This is a genomic window from Streptomyces sp. D2-8, assembly GCF_023184515.1.
Taxonomy (GTDB): Bacteria; Actinomycetota; Actinomycetes; order Streptomycetales; family Streptomycetaceae; genus Streptomyces.
The window spans coordinates 44,021-61,196 of the sequence record NZ_JAAHBP010000008.1 but is presented as its reverse complement, the minus strand read 5'-3'; the positions used below and the strand labels follow the sequence as shown (position 1 = coordinate 61,196).

General features: G+C 68.7%; 14 protein-coding genes and 3 pseudogenes. 8 read left to right on the top strand and 9 right to left on the bottom strand.

All coding sequences use genetic code 11. The features are described 5' to 3' along the window. Positions 1-114 precede the first annotated feature (114 nt). From G3I77_RS40665 to G3I77_RS16155, 3 genes are all read right to left on the bottom strand, one after another. On the bottom strand, positions 115-246 hold the full coding sequence (locus G3I77_RS40665) for a hypothetical protein (RefSeq protein ID WP_282573011.1): 132 nt from the start codon (positions 244-246) through the stop codon (positions 115-117). Positions 247-269: 23 nt separating this feature from the next. Beyond that, complete coding sequence (locus tag G3I77_RS16160) at positions 270-806, bottom strand: hypothetical protein (protein ID WP_248504382.1); 537 nt, start codon at positions 804-806, stop codon at positions 270-272. A 121-nt stretch (positions 807-927) separates the two neighbouring features. Further along, the gene (locus tag G3I77_RS16155; RefSeq protein ID WP_248504380.1) at positions 928-1,449 is read right to left on the bottom strand and encodes a hypothetical protein; all 522 of its coding nucleotides are present in this window, start codon (positions 1,447-1,449) and stop codon (positions 928-930) included. Between the two features lie 380 nt (positions 1,450-1,829). Between G3I77_RS16155 and G3I77_RS16150 the strand changes: the two are divergent. Beyond that, positions 1,830-2,269: pseudogene (locus G3I77_RS16150) on the top strand (XRE family transcriptional regulator); the annotation flags it as partial. 80 nt (positions 2,270-2,349) lie between these two features. Here the strand turns inward: G3I77_RS16150 and G3I77_RS16145 are convergent. From G3I77_RS16145 to G3I77_RS16135, 3 genes and pseudogenes are all read right to left on the bottom strand, one after another. Beyond that, positions 2,350-2,496, bottom strand: a complete 147-nt coding sequence (locus G3I77_RS16145) for a hypothetical protein (protein WP_248504378.1) — start codon at positions 2,494-2,496, stop codon at positions 2,350-2,352. Positions 2,497-2,911: 415 nt separating this feature from the next. Then, on the bottom strand, positions 2,912-3,103 hold the full coding sequence (locus G3I77_RS16140; RefSeq protein WP_248504377.1) for a hypothetical protein: 192 nt from the start codon (positions 3,101-3,103) through the stop codon (positions 2,912-2,914). Between the two features lie 75 nt (positions 3,104-3,178). Continuing rightward, positions 3,179-6,261 (bottom strand): annotated as a pseudogene (locus G3I77_RS16135) (RHS repeat-associated core domain-containing protein). 462 nt (positions 6,262-6,723) lie between these two features. On the opposite strand from G3I77_RS16135, the gene G3I77_RS16130 reads away from it, so the two are divergent. Beyond that, positions 6,724-9,003, top strand: coding sequence for an N-acetylmuramoyl-L-alanine amidase (locus G3I77_RS16130; RefSeq protein ID WP_374385400.1), 2,280 nt, complete (start codon positions 6,724-6,726; stop codon positions 9,001-9,003). 474 nt (positions 9,004-9,477) lie between these two features. Beyond that, on the top strand, positions 9,478-10,305 hold the full coding sequence (locus G3I77_RS16125; RefSeq protein WP_248504375.1) for a glycoside hydrolase domain-containing protein: 828 nt from the start codon (positions 9,478-9,480) through the stop codon (positions 10,303-10,305). Positions 10,306-10,779: 474 nt separating this feature from the next. Here G3I77_RS16125 and ychF read toward each other — a convergent pair whose 3' ends face one another. Then, the gene (gene ychF, locus G3I77_RS16120) at positions 10,780-11,868 is read right to left on the bottom strand and encodes a redox-regulated ATPase YchF (protein ID WP_248504373.1); all 1,089 of its coding nucleotides are present in this window, start codon (positions 11,866-11,868) and stop codon (positions 10,780-10,782) included. A 168-nt stretch (positions 11,869-12,036) separates the two neighbouring features. Between ychF and G3I77_RS16115 the strand changes: the two genes are divergently transcribed. Continuing rightward, positions 12,037-12,630 carry a DUF6542 domain-containing protein gene (locus G3I77_RS16115; protein ID WP_248504366.1) on the top strand — a complete coding sequence of 198 codons (594 nt, stop codon included), beginning with the start codon at positions 12,037-12,039 and terminating at the stop codon, positions 12,628-12,630. 22 nt (positions 12,631-12,652) lie between these two features. Here G3I77_RS16115 and ppgK read toward each other — a convergent pair whose 3' ends face one another. Together ppgK and G3I77_RS16105 are read right to left on the bottom strand one after the other, a co-directional pair. After that, on the bottom strand, positions 12,653-13,399 hold the full coding sequence (gene ppgK / locus G3I77_RS16110) for a polyphosphate--glucose phosphotransferase (RefSeq protein WP_248504364.1): 747 nt from the start codon (positions 13,397-13,399) through the stop codon (positions 12,653-12,655). A 68-nt stretch (positions 13,400-13,467) separates the two neighbouring features. Continuing rightward, the gene (locus G3I77_RS16105; protein ID WP_248504362.1) at positions 13,468-14,493 is read right to left on the bottom strand and encodes a 4-hydroxy-3-methylbut-2-enyl diphosphate reductase; all 1,026 of its coding nucleotides are present in this window, start codon (positions 14,491-14,493) and stop codon (positions 13,468-13,470) included. A gap of 127 nt (positions 14,494-14,620) precedes the next feature. Between G3I77_RS16105 and G3I77_RS16100 the strand changes: the two are divergent. The 4 genes and pseudogenes from G3I77_RS16100 to G3I77_RS16085 form a co-directional block, all read left to right on the top strand. Continuing rightward, positions 14,621-14,885: pseudogene (locus tag G3I77_RS16100) on the top strand (amino acid permease); the annotation flags it as partial. A gap of 65 nt (positions 14,886-14,950) precedes the next feature. After that, positions 14,951-16,159, top strand: a complete 1,209-nt coding sequence (xseA, locus tag G3I77_RS16095) for an exodeoxyribonuclease VII large subunit (protein ID WP_248504360.1) — start codon at positions 14,951-14,953, stop codon at positions 16,157-16,159. Between the two features lie 9 nt (positions 16,160-16,168). Continuing rightward, positions 16,169-16,414 (top strand): exodeoxyribonuclease VII small subunit, encoded by a 246-nt coding sequence (locus G3I77_RS16090; RefSeq protein ID WP_248504358.1) that lies wholly within the window; start codon positions 16,169-16,171, stop codon positions 16,412-16,414. Positions 16,415-16,562: 148 nt separating this feature from the next. Continuing rightward, positions 16,563-17,153, top strand: a complete 591-nt coding sequence (locus G3I77_RS16085; protein ID WP_248504356.1) for a malonic semialdehyde reductase — start codon at positions 16,563-16,565, stop codon at positions 17,151-17,153. The last annotated feature ends 23 nt before the right edge of the window (positions 17,154-17,176 follow it).

Genomic DNA, 17,176 nt, shown 5'->3' with positions numbered 1-17,176 from the left:
CTGGCCGGCATACGGCGGGGCCGTGGAGTGGTGCCTGATCCACTCGGACGATCAGGCGAGCATGGTCACGACGTCGACGGGGCTCACCAGGGTGTCGCGGATGGGCGAGCGGTTCTAGACGAGGGTGACGAGGTTCTCGATCTGCTCGCGAGGCGTGCCCGGGGCGTCGACGTGGAGGCGATTGTGGCCGAGCCAACGAGAGTCGACGAACGCGAAGAAGACCACGAACTGAATCCCACCCTGCACGCCACCACCCGGCAGGACCAGGGTCAGTTCCCCATGGCGATGTCGAAGACATTCCAGATGAGGAACGCGACCGGGAGAAGAAGAAACACCTCAAGTGCGCCGACCCTGAGGCGCTTTCTCGCGGTGCGGCCGGACGGTTCCAGAACGCTTGCGCCCGCCGCTGCCCGGATCTGGTCGCGCAGTACATCTTTCGCGGCACGGACACGCTTGCCGTCGAAAACAGAGCGTGAAAGAACCCACGGGTGGACGACGCCGACTCCCTCTATGCGGATAGCTGCCGCCCCGTCCCTCGCCACCAGCGCCACGCTCTCCATCGGGGCTTCGTACGAGAGAAGCGGGTTACGGATGAACAGGGTTCTGCCCTCGCTGCGGATCGTCGGCTGGATGCCGACCCTGGCGAAGAGCCATATCGCCAGCGATCCGATCGAAGCCACCGCAATCAGGTCCAGAGTGTCTCCGGAGAAGGTCTGGCCGAAGAGGGCGAAGTACAGGAAGACGCACGGCTGCGCGACGATTCCCAGGATCGCTGCGGAAAAGGTGAGCCTGTTCCGATACCTCATGCGAATCCTTAGTAAACCAAAAGCGGTAGACAGTGGCCTACGCTTGATTCGGCACCGAAGGCCGGACGGCCCACCCGGCGGGCCACTTGGCCGATCGGTCGAAAGATTTGTGCGGCAATCCTCAAGGGAGAAAGGCCCAGACGAAAGCCGCTAGAAGCGGGATGATAAGTATGTCGAACCAGCCGTAGCGAAGTCTTCTGGTTGTCGGGATTGCTGCATCCGTTTCCATGGTCTTCTGTGCTCGAAGCACTGCATGCCTGAGATCCCGCCGTGCCCCGTTTGCTCTCTTGCCGTCGAGGATGGAGCGCGTCATGGACCATGGCATTACCATCCCGATTCCTTCCAGTTCGAATGCACCGCCCCTGCCTTCTCTGCTGAACAGGCGCACCTTGTCCAGTCCCGCACGGTACGTGAAGAAGGGGTTGCACACCTTCACTTCGGTATCATTCCATTCGGTGAATGGCGTGATGCCGATTCGGATAAGCATCCAGCCAACCCCGCACGGTAGGGACAGGGCAAGAGATACCTCCCAGACGTCCTTTGGGGCACCGGAATCGAGGAAGAGGAAATAAACGGCGACAGCCGTCATTGCCGCGACCATTGCGATGGAAGTCGAGAAGATAACCTTGTTCCTGTAGCGCATTCCGCATTCCGCATTCCTCAAGGGTGCATGTCCGGATTGCCTACTGAGAGGCATTCTTCCTTGTCCTTTGCGATCCCGCATTGACAGAAAGTCGCCAGGGGTGCCGCACAAATCGTACGGCCCCCCCGGTAGTCATCGGAAGCTGTCTAGCAGTAACGCATCTTCCAGCTCATTCCGTATGTTGCGTTCCGGTCCAGGCGTTGCCAGCCTAGCCCCATGCGGTGCGCCGGTAGGAAACGCGCTTCGCGTGAGACCTGTTCCTCTCGCATGACGGCCGCCGCGCGTGAATCCCCGGCCGGACTTCCTGCCCTACCGGGACGGCAAGCCGCTGCCCGGCGGCTTCAAGCTCGCCATCAACCCGGGCCTGGTCAAGCACGAGGGCACCCAAGAGCCCGCCCGCGCAGATGCGGTACCTGGTCAAGCACTCAAGGGCACCAAGGCGGTCGCCCAGAGGCTGCGGATCTCCCAGCGCGCCTGGAGCGCGAGGTGAAGGCCCGCTGGCAGCCACAGATCCGGGCCAAGGCACGGCAGCAGGCGGCGACGACCGGCGGAATCGTCGTCGACACCCGGGCCCGGATCGGCTACACCGCACCGATCGGCTCGACCGACGAGAACCGGATCCGCCACCTGACCGTGGCGTGGCCGCCGCAGTACGCCGCCCGTCTCTTCGAAGCGCGAGCAGGGGGCCACCGAACAGCGTCTACGGGAGATCGCGACCGAAGGACTCAAGGAGGTGTACTTCCAGGACGGCGGCCAACGCACCGGAAGCCTGGAGGAGGTCCGGTTCACGGACATCGAGCACTTGGAGTTCGACCTGTAGCTGCTCCCCGAACAGCCGTGAGGCCCGGACCAGCTGGTCCGAGCCTCACTCGCATGTCCGCAGGTTGGGATGGGCGGCGGCTACCTGCCCATCAGCTCGTTGAGCAGGGTGACGACGATGGCGACACCAATTGCCGCGCCGACTGCCGGGTGGTGGAGAGCGACGACGACGGTTAACGTGCCCACCAGCGACAACACCATGCGCACGCTGATCTGGTCGTTGTTCACGAAGCCCCCTCCTCCTGTTCGTGCAGGAGATGAGTTGACGGGCTTGTGTGGCTATGCCCGCGGGCGTGCCTGCACCATTCTGACTCGACGGCAGGCGCGGGGGCGACGCCGCGACGCTCCCTGTCCCGCAGCACTCACTCACGCAGCGTCGCCCTGTTCGTGCCCAGGTCAGCGGCGAGCTGCGCCGCTGTGTCGTCAAGCCGGGCAAAGCTGCACCCTTGCCAGTGACAGCCAGAAGGGGTGCGTTTTACGCTGGCGCCCAAGGCATGCTGTCAGCGCCGCCGTGGGTGCGCGGGCCGGGTGACTGGTCTGCGTCGCAGCTGAGTGGCCAAACGGCTCGTCGGGCAACTCAGCCGCAGTCCTTGCCGGTCAGCGGTCGAATCCCATCAACTTCAGGTCGACCGCATCCAGATGTTCAGTCTTGGCTGCCCTCGCTCCGCTTCGTAATCCGCTCAAAGAACCACGCTCCGGCGAACACGACGGATGAGCAGGCAAAATTCACCGCTGCTGAGGCTCTCCCCGAGGTGATCCAGAAGGCGACTCCTGCCAGGAAAGCGAGCACGCCCAACAGGAAGAATGCCACTGAGTTCTTTCGAGATTCGCTCATTTCAGCTCCTAACGTTTCCTCATGGTCGGTCCGGTTCCCTTGGTGACCCAAGGGAACCGGACCGAGGGGACTAGATCACCGTCGCCAGGACCACCACGAAGACTTCTTGCGGTGGCTTCTGTAGACCGCGCGATGGTTTCCGCGGGCGGGGTAGCGCTTGGTGGCCCATCGTGTGACGGCCCTCTTCACGCCCCAGCGGCCGATGGACCCAAAGACGGAACCGAAGGGACCGATGCCCGTGGCCCCCGCCACTCCTGCGCGGGCGATGGACCCGAAGGATGCCTTGCGGTTCCAGTACCACTTGGCTCCGGCACCTGCAGCAGCGCCGGCGACAACCGCACATCCCGCCGCGGCGAGACCTGCGGTGAACAGACCACAGCCACTACCGGCTGCTGTCGCCGCGATGCCGACGCGGCTCCACCACTTGCCGTCGAGGTCGTACTCGTTGACGGGGTCTCCCGGGTAGGCGTAGGCGTTGGCGCCGCCGCCGTAGACGGGGTCGAGGGAGAGGAAGCGACCGGTGCTCGGGTTGTAGAGGCGGACGCCCATGAGGGTGAGGCCGGTGAGGGTCTCGGTGGAGCGCTGTTTGGCGCCGAGCCAGTTGTAGCGGGTGGCTGCCTGGCCGGCCCGGGCGTTGCCGTACTCGTCGTTGTCGAGGGCGACTGGGGCCTTGCTGGTGTCCAGCGGGAGCTGGAGGGCCACGTCACCGTGAATGGTGGTGAGCTGCAGGACGGTGTCGCCGGTCTTGCTCGTGATGGCGGCGAGGTCGCCCGTGGCGGACTCGACATTGCGGGTGAGCGCACCGGTGGCGGTGTCCTCGACGATCCAGCGGGGGTTGTCGCCGTCATCGTCGTAGTGGTTCAGCTTGGAGCCGGTCTGCGTCCAGGTGCCGCCGCTGCCGGTTTCGGTTTTCCAGGAGCGGAAACGGTGGGCGGCGTCGAGCTGCCAGGTCTGGCGCTGGCCGTTCGCGGTCTGCTGGTGGGCGAGGTCGTTGGCGTAGTAGCCGACTGTGCCGTTGCCGGGGACCGAGGTGGTGCGTCCGAACGCGTCGTAGAGGTTGCCGGCGTCGACGAGGCGGTCGGCGCTGTCGTAGGTGTGGCTGGTGGTGGCTCCTCCCGTGGTGGTGCAGTCCAGGCCGGGGGCCGCCGCGGTCGTGGTGAGGGACTTGCGGTTGGTGCGCGCGTCGAACGTGTAGGCGCGGCGCGTGCAGACCGTGTCGACGGTGTCCTCGACCGTGGTGAGGCGGCCGGTGGCGTCGTAGCGGTAGGTCTGGTCGGACCAGCCGGCGTGGCAGGTGACCTGGCCGTGGATGGATTCGGTCACGGTGTCCGCGTAGACGAGGGTGCTGTCGCGCGTTGCCGGCCTTTCCGTAGGTGAAGGTCCAGGGCAGTTCCCCGGCAGGCGTCAGACCGGTGACCCGGCCTGCCGCGTCGTAGGAGTACTCGGTCTTCAGCGCGGGGCTGATCTGCGGGTTCCATGCCTGACGCAGGCGGCCGGAGGAGTCGTAGGCGTAGGTCTGCACGGACTTGGAGGTGGCCGCGGCGGCACCGGGCTCGGTAGACCACAGCCGGATCTCCTTCACCTGGCCGGCGAAGTCTCCGAGGACACCGTCGGTGGCGGTGGTGGAGGCGGCGTAGACGAACTCCAGCGCCCGGCAGCCCTTGGTGGACGGCGTCGACGTGCACGTGGCAGCCGATGCGGCCGAGGTCGGGGCGATGATCCGCTTGGGCCGGGCCAGCTTCTTGCCGTCCACGGTCACCGTCTCGGACACCATCGTGGTAGTGGTGTTGGACAGGCCGTCCAGCAGTGTCGAGGAGACCTGCCAGGTGGTTGCGGTGTCGTCAGGCTTGGTGAACTGGGTGACCGTGCCCTCGGTGTCCGTGAGCGTGAACGATCCGGTCACGCTGCCGGTCAGAGTGAGGTTTTCGGAGCCGGTCTCGGGGATCCACCCTGTCTTCGCCGCATTGGCGGTGAAGTGGGTCTCGTCACCTTCCGACTCGACGACCACGACGGCCGTGTTGGAGATCCGCCGGATGTGGGAGTAGTCCGACTGAGTCGCCTCGGCAACAGTGCCGGAGACCCACTCCCTACCGAAGATCGCTGCCTGGCCCTCCTGCTTGGCACCCTTGTCCGGAGTGCGGGAGGAAGCCGTGCGGGACACGGACAACCCGAAGGCCGAGGCGTCGCCGGCGGACAGCGTGTAGTCACCGGTGAGCAGGTTCACCGAACCGGGACCGATCTCGTCCGTGGCCGCACCGGAGGCGTTGCGGTCGACGACGACGGAAAGGGGCTGGGTGCTGCCGGTCGCGGAGTTCGGTCCGGTGAAGTCGGCCTTGATCTGGACGGTGCCGTCGGGGTCGACGGTATTGGTGGCGTTCCACACCAGCGGGCTGTTCTTGCCACCGGTCAGGGGCACCGGCCACCCAGTGAGGGCGGTACCGTCGGAAGTGACCTGGCCGACTGGGATCGGCTGCCAGTCATCGGCTGCGGAGCGGCGCCATGAAAACGACGCTGCGTTGTACTTGCTGCCGTCGGCCTCGGCGACCAGGGGCAGGCGGCGCGCGGTGCGTTCACCGTCGGTGGGCTGGACGAATCCGCCATGGCCGGCGTGGAAGGTGTACTCGATCCTTGATCTCGACGAACTGCTCGAACCCGGTACGGGTCGCTTCCACGACCACGTCCGCGCCGGGCACCGCGTTGACGTACTCGGCCCGGTTGCCGTCCAGCTTCGGGGCGGGCAGACCGCCCTTCCATTGCAAGGTGACTTGCTCGTCACCCTCACCGAGCGTCACCAGATCAGTGGCCTTGGCCGACTGCGCCGCCTTCAACGACGCTGCCGGGGCACCGGTCTTGCCGGCCAGTTCCAGACCGCGGTGGGCCTTCGGCTCAACACCCCCGTCATCCAGTTTGACGAGGTCGAGGTCGACGTCACGCCAGTCACCGGTGGTCTCGTCCTCGAAGCGGATGGGACCGGCGGTCAGCTCGGTGGTGAGCGAACCGTCCTTGTTCGCCCAGGTCGTGGCGGTCTCCGTGCGCTCCGACAGCGCCTCCACCCGCTTGCCCGACAAGCGGGCGGCCACGCGCGCGGACGGGATGTCCGCCGCCTGCGTGACGGCCGGCTTCTTCGGCGCGGCAGGCGCCTGGGATGGCGTGGCCATCGCGACGGTGCCGTCGAGCAGCGTGACGGACAAGGCCAGGACAAGACTCCCCGCTATGTAGCGCAGACTCCCCCCCGGACCAAGGCCGCCCGCGCTCCCCCGGCGCAGGTATGTGAATCATCGTCATTCCTCGGTCTCACATGTGCACATGTACATCACCTGTGTGATGACGATGTGACGGTATCGAGAAATAAAAGATCGGAAACTGTGGCAAGGGGGACAAGATCGACCGTCCAGTTCCCAGCAGCGACCTGATCCTCCTCTCTCCTGCGCCCGATGGGTGAACGCTTCTCGTCGGCTAAATCCCAGACGGGCCCGGGCAAGAGGCGTCTCAGCCTGTCGCGGCCCTGCGTGAGGGGGAATTGTGGAGAGGTTGTACGTTCCCTTCAGGCACGCGACGCGGGCGGGCAGGAAGCCGGCTGCTTCTGCGTGCGGACAGATCGGTTGAAGGGGTGGGGCTGCGTGCAGCGGCGACGAATCGTGGGGGGCGCGGCTGCTGCCGTGGCGGCGGGGATATCCGGGGTGCTGGTGTTCCAGTCAGTGTCCGGCAGCCCCGCGACAAGCACCGGCACGGACGCCAAGTCCGGGCCGGTGAAGGCTGATACGCGTACGGCCGCGTTGCGGTCGAGTGGCGACGGCCGCAGCGCATCACTGAAGCGGGACGACGTGAAGCCGTTCAGCATGCTGGGGGTGACCTGGACCGATCCGGGCGCCCGCGCGCTGGGCACGGTCCAGGTCCGGACCCGTGCTGTGGAGTCCGGACGGTGGTCGACGTGGGTGCGGCTGGACGGTGACAGCGGCCAGGGCGAGAGCGGGGCCGCACGTGGCGGAACCGAGCCGGCGTGGGTCGGCCCGTCCAACGGGGTCGAGGTACGCGTCAGTTCGGGCGGGGCGACGTCCGCCGGACTGCCCGCGGGGCTGCGCCTGGACATGGTCGACCCCGGCAAGGGCGGCGTAACGGACATGGAGCCCGCGGCGTTCGACGTCGAGGAGAGCGAGCAGCCCTCGCCGCCGTCGGATCCCGCGGAGCCAGAGCAGAGCGCCACCGCGACCGCCGAGCCGACCGTCAGTGACGAGCCGACCATAGAGCCGTCGGTGAGCCAGACCCCGGGTGAGCCCGCGTCACCGAGCAGTACGCCATCCGCGTCCGCTCCACCGACCATGACCGCGAGCCCCACACCCACGCCGTCGTCGACGGCACCGACCGCGCCGCCTTCCACCGCGCCGCGCCCGGCGATCACCTCCCGTGCAGGCTGGGGCGCGGACGAGTCGATCAGCCCCGAGGCCCCCGGATATCTGCCCGGCGGGAAGGTCAAGGCGGTCGTGGTCCACCACACCGCCGAGTCCAACAGCTACAGCTGCGCCGACGCCCCGACGGTGGTGCGTGGGATTTACGCTTACCACGTCAAGCAGTTGGGCTGGAAGGATATCGGCTACAACTTCCTCGTCGACAAGTGCGGCACGGTCTACGAGGGCCGCAAGGGAGGCGTCGACCGCCCGGTGCAGGGCGCGCACGCCTACGGCTTCAACGCCGAGACCACCGGCATCTCCGTGCTGGGCACCTACACCGATGCCGCGCCGCCGCAAGCCGCGATGGTCTCGGTCGCACGGATCGCCGCGTGGAAGCTCGGCCAGTACGGTGTGGATCCGGCCGGCACCGCCACCCTGACCGCCGGGGACAACGGCCGTAACTACTTCGGCAAGACCTGGGCCAAGGGCGCACAGCTGTCCGTCCCGGTCATCCACGGCCACCGGGACGGCTTCAACACCCAGTGCCCCGGCGACGCCTTCTACAACCAGCTCGCGACCATCCGCTCCTGGGTTGCCGGCCCCGTCACCGGCCTCGCCCTCAAGTCCCTCGCCGGCACCGGCACTTCGGGCCCGAGGTACTACACCAAGGGCTCCGTCACGGTGAACTGGGCGTCCACCACCCCCGCCTCGCTGGTCAAGCGGTACGAACTGCTCATCGACGGCAAGACCGCCGCCACCGTGGCGGGCACCACGACCTCCGCCCCGGCCACCCTCACCCCGGGGACCCACACGATCGCCGTGCGCGCGGTCCACCAGTCCGGCAAGACTGCCACCACCCCGGCCGCGACCGTGATCGCTGAGACCACCGCCCCCACCTTCACCACCAAGCCCGTCCTCTCCCTGCGGACCGGCACCGTGAACACCACCGCCGTCCCGCTCACCCTCGCCTGGAAGGCCACCGACAGCGCGGCACTGAAGCACGTACGCCTCACCACCCCTGCGGCGATGACCTACGGCCCCACCACGAACAGCGCCGCACACACCGCCAAAGCCGGCACAGCGACCACCTGGTCCATGACCGCCTACGACCAGGCAGGCAACACCGCCACCGCGTCCGTCACCAGCACCCCCGTGATCCTCAAGGAGACCGCCGCCGTCAAGACCGGCACCTGGGCCACCAAGACCTCCACCAGCTACCTCGGCGGCCAGTCCTACTCCAGCACCTCCGCCAAGGCGAGCCTGACCTGGACCTTCACCGGCAAGTCCGCAGCATGGATCGTCTCCCGCGCCACCACCTCCGGCCAAGCACACATCTACGTCGACGGCGTCAAGGCCACGACAGTCGACCTGAAGTCCTCCACCACCAAGTACCGCGACGCGATCTGGACCAAGACCTGGGCCACCAGTGCCAAACACACCGTCAAGATCGTCGTGGCCGGCACCTCCGGCCGCCCGACCGTCACCACCGACGGCCTTGTCCACCTCCCGTAAGACACGCCGCATCCAGGCACGCGAGCGCCGCCTGCGCCAAGCGGCGCTCGCCGACCAGGCCGCCCCGCCCGACACGCCCCTCACGTGGGGAGCGGGCCGGGGCAGCCGGGCCCTCCCGGCATAACGATCACGTGTCCGATATCACGGGGAAGCTCTACTCGACACACCCTGACCACAGCCCCGACCAAGGCAGGTCAGCGCGCTGCAATGGGGACCCTGGCGGCGGCCTCCGAGAACCTCTTCGCAGAGGCCGCCGCCGTCTATGTGGAGACCATGAGCCCAACATTGACACCCTCCACCACCAACCAGCGAGGGGCCTGGATAAGGTGCGGAGCGCTCCGACTGCCGGAGCTCAACCGCGCTGCCCAGAAGGCGCCGAGCGCTGCAGCCGCACCCTCTGGCGTGTCGTTGCGTTCGCGAGTCTTCGCCGATGCATCAGTTGCGGCCGCGGGCCGCGATCCGAATGGGGTGGGTATGTCCAGTCACAGGCTGTCCAAGAGAGGCCGTTACATCGCGTGGGCCACGACAGGCGTCGTCGTAGTCGCCGGCGCCGGGATCGCGGCGCAGACCTCCATGGCCGCCACGAGCTGGCCTGCGCAGAAGACGTACACGGGCCGGGCGTTCGATACGTGCACGGCTCCTTCCCTTTCCGCGATGAAGGCATGGAACACCGGTTTCTACGGGGCCGCCGCTGTTTACATCGGCGGCAAAAACCGCGGTTGCGCCCAGCCCAACCTCACCGCGTCCTGGGTGAAGTCGGTCAGCGCCGCCGGATGGAAGCTCATCCCGCTCTACGTGGGCGCCCAGCCGCCCTGCCAGACCAGCAGAAACCCGGAGAGGTTCACGGCGACCACGGCAGCCGCCCTCGGCAAGAGCAACGCCGAGGACGCCGTCGCCAAGGCGTCCGCACTCGGCATGAAGCCAGGCAGCCCGATCTACCTCAACATGGAGTCGTACGACACCACGAACAAGGCGTGCAACGACGCCACGCTGACGTACGTGCGCTCCTTCTCGAAGACCCTGCGGGCCAAGACATACCGCGCCGGGCTCTACGGCTTCAGCAGCTCCAGCGCCAAGGCCATCGCCACGGCCACCGACCGGACCGACCTGCCCGGCAACCTCTGGTACGCGCTGTGGAACAACAAGAACACCACCACCGCTGACTGGCCCTGGGATCCCAAGCTGTACACCAACCACAGCCGCGCCCATCAGTACATGGTCAACAGCAAGGAGAGCCGCGGAGGCCACACCATCACCGTCGACCGCAACGCCTGGGACGCCCCGGTGGCCCTCATCGGATAGAGGCCCTGTCTCCTGCGGACGGACCTCGTGGCCGACCTCTCGAGCCCGGGGCTGGAGTTCACCGATGCCGAGCGCGAGCTGCGCGCCCTCCAGGTGGCCTGGTCGAAATCGGCATCGGCCTGCTGCTGGCCACGGATGGCTGACCGAGGAAGTCGACGACGGTGTCGCCCTGACCACCGAGTTCTCCCGGTGGCCCGGCGGCCGCGCCCTGTACGACCCGCGCCCCGGCGAGCCCCGCACAGCCGGGCCCGGCGTCAGCTGCCGCTTCTACGCCCTGACGCCCGTCGGCACCCAATGCCTACGGCCGGCCTTCGGGCATCTGGGCGGCGGTGTTCTCGATCCCCGCAGCGTCCACTCGACACCGGCCCACCACCCGTGCTCCGCGCCGTCGTACCGCTCCTCGGCATCGGCACGGATGTTGGCTGCCAAGGCACGCAAGCCCTTCTGCAGTCCCTGCCGTTTGGACATCACCGGCTAGACATTGAAGCGGAACTCCACCACGTCCCCGTCCTGCATGACGTAGTCCTTGCCCTCCATGCGGGCCTTCCCCTTCGCGCGGGCCTCCGCCACCGACCCCGTCTCCACCAGGTCGTCGAAGGAGATGACCTCCGCCTTGATGAAGCCCTTCTGGAAGTCCGTGTGGATGACGCCGGCGGCCTCGGGGGCGGTGGCGCCTTTCTTGATGGTCCAGGCGCGGGATTCCTTGGGGCCGGCGGTCAGGTATGTCTGGAGCCCCAGGGTGCGGAAGCCGACGTGGGCCAGGGTCGCCAGGCCCGGCTCCTCCTGGCCGACGGACTGGAGGAGTTCCAGCGCCTCGTCCTCGTCGAGCTCGGCGAGGTCCGCCTCCAGCTTGGCGTTGAGGAAGATCGCCTCGGCCGGGGCGACCAGCGCCCGCTGCTCGTCCTTGAAGTCCTCGTCGGTCAGCTCGTCCTCGTCGACGTTGAAGACGTAGAGGAACGGCTTGGTGGTGAGCAGGTGCAGGTCGTGCAGGAGCTCCTCGTTGCCGGAGCCCTGGACGATGCCCGCGGAGAACAGCGTGTCGCCCTTCTCCAGGATCTCCTTGGCCTCCTCGACGGCCTTGACCTTCGGCGCGATGTCCTTCTTGATGCGCGACTCCTTCTGGAGGCGCGGCAGGACCTTCTCGATGGTCTGCAGGTCCGCGAGGATCAGCTCGGTGTTGATCGTCTCGATGTCGTCCTTGGGCGAGACCTTGCCGTCCACGTGCACGACGTTCTCGTCCTTGAAGGCACGGATGACCTGGCAGATCGCGTCGGACTCGCGGATGTTCGCGAGGAACTTGTTGCCCAGGCCCTCGCCCTCGGAGGCGCCGCGCACGATGCCCGCGATGTCGACGAAGTCGACCGTGGCCGGAAGGACCCGCTGCGAGGAGAAGATCTCCGCCAGTTTCGTCAGACGGGGGTCGGGCACGCCGACGACACCGACGTTGGGCTCGATCGTGGCGAACGGGTAGTTGGCCGCCAGCACGTCGTTCTTGGTCAGGGCGTTGAACAGGGTCGACTTGCCGACATTCGGCAGACCGACGATTCCGATCGTGAGCGACACGTTGCGACTTCCCGTGAGTGGAGGGCCAGGGGGCCAGAGGACCGGCCGATCCACCAGTCTACGGCGTGTCCGGAACCGACCCGGCGACGTATCGAACGCTTGGCCAAGCCGCGCTCCACGGCGTGTCAGAAGGGCTATTTGGCATATAGAACGACCTAAGTTGGTGCGGTGGAGCAATACAGGACGCGATCTCCCCAGTACGGACCGCGACGGGACCGGCCCAGGCCGCCCCGGCAACCCGTGCCGTCCCAGGCGGGACGGGGAGCGGGGGGCGAGCCCGTGCGCGCGGCCCGGCCGCCCGGGCCGCGGCGCCGCCCGGTGCCGGTGCCACGGCCCGCGCCCGCAGCGGCGCCCGCCGCGGGAGGGCTGCCGAACCCCCGGCTGACCGGCCTGGGCAGCGGGCTGTTCTGCGCGGTGGTGATGTTCCTGCTCGGCGCGCTCTGCGCGGCGCTGTTCGGGGCGTCCCTTACGGCGTACGGCGTGCTGTTCCTGCCGGTGTGCGCGCTGACCGCCCTCTGGGTCCGCCGGAGGGACCTGATGACCGCGCCCGTCGTCGTGCCGATCGCGTTCGCCGTGGGGCTGCTGCCGTTGGCCGAAGGCGAGGGAGGGACCGGCGGCAGGCTGATGGGCCTGGTCACGGCGCTCGCCACACAGGCCGGCTGGCTGTACGGAGGGACCCTGATCGCCGGGCTGATCGTGATCGTCCGGCGGATCCGGCTGGTGCACCGGCGGCGGACGGCCGGAGCCCGGCCGCCGGTGTGACACCCCTCCGTCCGGAGCGGCCCTACCGCCCGGCCGCCCGCATCGCCGCTCCCACGATCCCCGCGTTGTTCTGCAGCTGCGCCGGGACGATCTCCGCCTTGATGCCCTCGATGTAGGGCAGGAACTTGTGGGACTTGCGGCTGACGCCGCCGCCGATGATGAACAGCTCCGGCGAGAACAGCATCTCGACGTGGGCGAGGTACTTGCGCACGCGGTGCGCCGCCCAGTGCTCCCACGTCATGTCGTGGTCCTCGCGGGCCTTGCTGGAGGCCCGCTTCTCCGCGTCGTGCCCGTCGAGCTCCAGGTGGCCCAGCTCGGTGTTGGGGACGAGAACACCGTCGACGAAGACCGCGCTGCCGATGCCGGTGCCGAGGGTCAGCAGGATCACCGTGCCCCGGCGGTCGCGGCCGGCGCCGAAGTGCATCTCGGCGACACCCGCCGCGTCCGCGTCGTTGACCACCGTCACCGGCAGACCGCCCAGCCGCTCGCCGAGCAGTGCGCGGGCGTCGGTGTCGATCCAGCCGTCGTCGACGTTCGCCGCCGTGCGGATCGTGGCTCCGTCGGTGACGACACCGGGGAACGTGACCCCGATCGGGCCCGTCCAGCCGAAGTGGTCGACGACCTGCTTGACGCCGTCGGCGACTCCGTCGGGCGTGGCCGGTTGGGGGGTGAGGACCTTGTGGCGCTCCTGGGCCAGATCGCCCTTGTCCAGGTCCACCGGGGCACCCTTGATCCCCGATCCGCCGATGTCCACTCCGAAGATCTGCATGGCCCTACGTTACGACGAACGACTGACCGTCACAGGCCGGACAGCGGTGCTGCCCGGCCTGCCCCCGATCACTCCGCGGAATGTTCACCGGTCCCGGCGCCGCCGCGCTCGACGGCCAGGGCCGCGGCCTCCTCGCGCAGGTCGCGGCGCAGCTCCTTGGGCAGGGAGAACGTGATGGACTCCTCGGCCGCCTTGACGATCTCGACGTCCTCGAAGCCGCGCTTGGACAGCCATTCCAGGACCTGCTCGACCAGGACCTCCGGGACGGAGGCGCCCGAGGTGACGCCGACCGTGGTCACGCCCTCCAGCCAGGCCTCGTCGATCTCGTCGGCGAAGTCCACGAGGTACGCCTCGCGGGCGCCCGCGATCTTGGCAACCTCGACGAGCCGCTTGGAGTTGGAGGAGTTGCGCGAGCCGACCACGATGACCAGGTCCGACTCGGCGCCCATCTGCTTCACGGCCAGCTGGCGGTTCTGCGTGGCATAGCAGATGTCGTCGCTGGGCGGGGAGATGAGCTGCGGGAACTTGTCCTTCAGGGCGTCGACGGTCTCCATGGTCTCGTCGACGGACAGCGTGGTCTGGGAGAGCCAGACGACCTTGGACGGGTCGCGTACCTCGACCTTCGCCACATCGCCCGGTCCGTCGACGAGCTGGATGTGGTCGGGGGCCTCGCCGGAGGTGCCGATGACCTCCTCGTGGCCCTCGTGGCCGATCAGGAGGATGTCGTAGTCCTCGCCCGCGAACCGGACGGCTTCCTTGTGGACCTTGGTGACCAGCGGGCAGGTGGCGTCGATGGTGGCGAGGCGGCCGCGCTCGGCCTCCTCGTGGACGACGGGGGCGACCCCGTGCGCCGAGAACATCACGATGTTGCCCGGGGGGACCTCCTCCGTCCGCTCGACGAAGATCGCGCCCTTCTTCTCCAGGGTCTGCACGACGTACTTGTTGTGGACGATCTCGTGCCGGACGTACACCGGAGCGCCGTACTGCTCCAGGGCTTTCTCGACGGCGATCACGGCGCGGTCCACACCCGCGCAGTAGCCACGGGGGGCGGCGAGCAGGACACGGCGGCCAGGCGAAGCAGACATGCCTCCCATCGTAAGGCCGCGTCGGGCGAGTCGAAGATCGCGTCCGCGCGCAGTCCCCGGGAAGGCTGACACGGCGCGACGCGAGTGACGTACAGCGGGAGCGGGGGCACGACGTCCGGGACCGGATCGGCGGCCCCTGCGGCGGAGGGAGCGCGCGCCGCGGCGCAGTCCCGGATTCCGTGATCTGGTCGTCTGCGGGCCGCTGTTCATGGCGCCGATGGCCCCGGTGCGTGTTCGGCACGCTGGACGCCAAGACGCAGGGCCCGGTCGCGCCGGTCTGCGCCGTCGCCACGAGCGCGAGGGTGTTCACCGCGTTCGGCTGCGCCCGGATGGTGCGGGTGGTTCCCCGGGCGGGCTCGGTGTTGGCCTGCGTGCGCGTGGGGCCCGGGAACGGGGCCGGGTCGTGGCGGGCCGGACGGCTCGCGGGTGAGCGGTCTTGTCAGCGGTTCCCACTACCCTCGCGGGCATGGCTGTGAACACGAGTCCGGAAGCCCCGCTGCCCGTCGGTGAGGTGTCGCGGCTCATCGGGGGCTGGATCGACCGGCTCGGGGCGGTGTGGGTCGAGGGGCAGATCACGCAGTTGTCGCGGCGGCCGGGCGCGGGTGTGGTGTTCCTGACGCTGCGGGACCCGTCGTACGACATCTCCGTCAGCGTCACCTGCTACCGGCAGGTGTTCGACGACGTCGCGGACGTGGTGAGCGAGGGCGCCCGGGTCGTCGTCCTCGCGAAGCCCGAGTGGTACGCCCCGCGGGGGCAGCTGTCGCTGCGGGCCGCCGAGATACGGCCCGTCGGGGTCGGTGAACTGCTCGCGCGCCTGGAGCAGCTGAAGAAGGCCCTCGCGCGGGAGGGGCTGTTCGCGCCGGAGCGCAAGAAGCCGCTGCCCTTCCTGCCGCAGCTGGTCGGGCTGGTCTGCGGACGGGCCTCGGCCGCCGAGCGGGACGTCCTGGAGAACGCCCGGCACCGCTGGCCCGCCGTCCGCTTCGAGGTGCGCAACGTCGCAGTGCAGGGCGTGCACGCCGTGCCGCAGGTCGTGCAGGCGGTGAAGGAGCTCGACGCGATCGACGACGTGGACGTGATCATCGTCGCCCGCGGCGGCGGCAGCGTGGAGGACCTGCTCCCGTTCTCCGACGAGCAGCTGATCCGCACGGTCGCGCAGTGCCGTACGCCCGTGGTGTCCGCCATCGGGCACGAACCGGACAACCCGCTGCTGGACCACGTCGCCGACGTGCGCGCCTCCACCCCGACCGACGCCGCCAAGAAGGTCGTGCCGGATGTCGGCGAGGAGTACGAGCGGGTGCGGCTGCTGCGGGACCGGGCGCGGCGGTGCGTGGCGGCGCTGGTGGAGCGGGAGGAGCGCGGGCTGGCGCACGCTCTCGCGCGGCCGTCGATAGAGGATCCGCACCGGATGATCGACGCGCGCGCCGACCAGGTGGCGGACCTGCTCGACCGGGGCCGGCGCTGCCTGCGGCACCAGCTCGACCGGGCCGACTCGGAGCTGACGCACACGCACGCGCGCGTGGTGGCCCTCTCCCCCGCCGCGACCCTGAAGCGCGGGTACGCCGTGCTGCAGAAGCCGGACGGGCACGCCGTCCGCGACCCCGGTGAGGTGACGGCCGGCGAGGCCCTGCGCGCGCGGGTGTCCGAGGGTGAGTTCTCCGTACGAGTCGACACATAGGGTGGGTGGATGACCAGCGAGGTTGATGAGACACCGGGCACGAGCGAGGCGCTCGGGTACGAGCAGGCGCGGGACGAGCTGATCGAGGTCGTCCGGCGCTTGGAGGCGGGCGGTACGACGCTGGAGGAGTCCCTCGCGCTCTGGGAGCGGGGCGAGGAGCTGGCGAAGGTGTGCCGGCGCTGGCTGGACGGGGCCCGGGCGCGGCTGGACGCGGCGCTGGCGGAGGAGGCCGCGGAGGGCGAGGACGCCGGGTAGAGGCGCGCTCCACCCCGGGTGACCCACTGTGAAGTGGATCACCACACCTCGAGTTTGGTTGAACGTTGAACTTTACTGGCGTACCGTCGCAGACGTCAGCCGGTCCGGCCCCCCGGACCCGACGTACATCCCCGAGAAGGTTCCGCTCATGTCTCTCGTTCTTGACCCCGCCGCCCAGGACCTGCTCTTCCGCGAGGCCCGCACCGCCAACACCTTCACCGACGAGCCGGTGACCGACGAGCAGGTGCAGGCGATCTACGACCTGGTCAAGTACGGCCCGACCTCCATGAACCAGTCGCCGCTGCGCGTCACCCTGGTCCGCTCCCCCGAGGCCCGTGAGCGCCTGGTGCAGCACCTGGCCGAGGGCAACCAGGCCAAGACCGCCACCGCCCCGCTGGTCGCGATCCTCTCCGCGGACAACGAGTTCCACGAGGAGCTGCCCGCGCTCTTCCCGCACTTCCCGCAGGCCAAGGACGCCTTCTTCGGCGAGCGCGTCGTCCGCGAGAACAGCGCCGCGCTGAACGCCGCGCTGCAGGCCGCCTACTTCATCATCGGCGTCCGCGCGGCCGGTCTGGCCGCCGGTCCGATGACGGGTGCGGACCTGGAGGGCATCCGCAAGGAGTTCCTGGATGACGACCACACCCCGCTGATGGTCGTCAACATCGGCCGGCCGGGCCCGGACGCCTGGTTCCCGCGCTCCCCGCGCCTGGAGTTCGACCAGGTCGTCACGACCGTCTGAGCCGTCCCCGCGGACGCGCACGA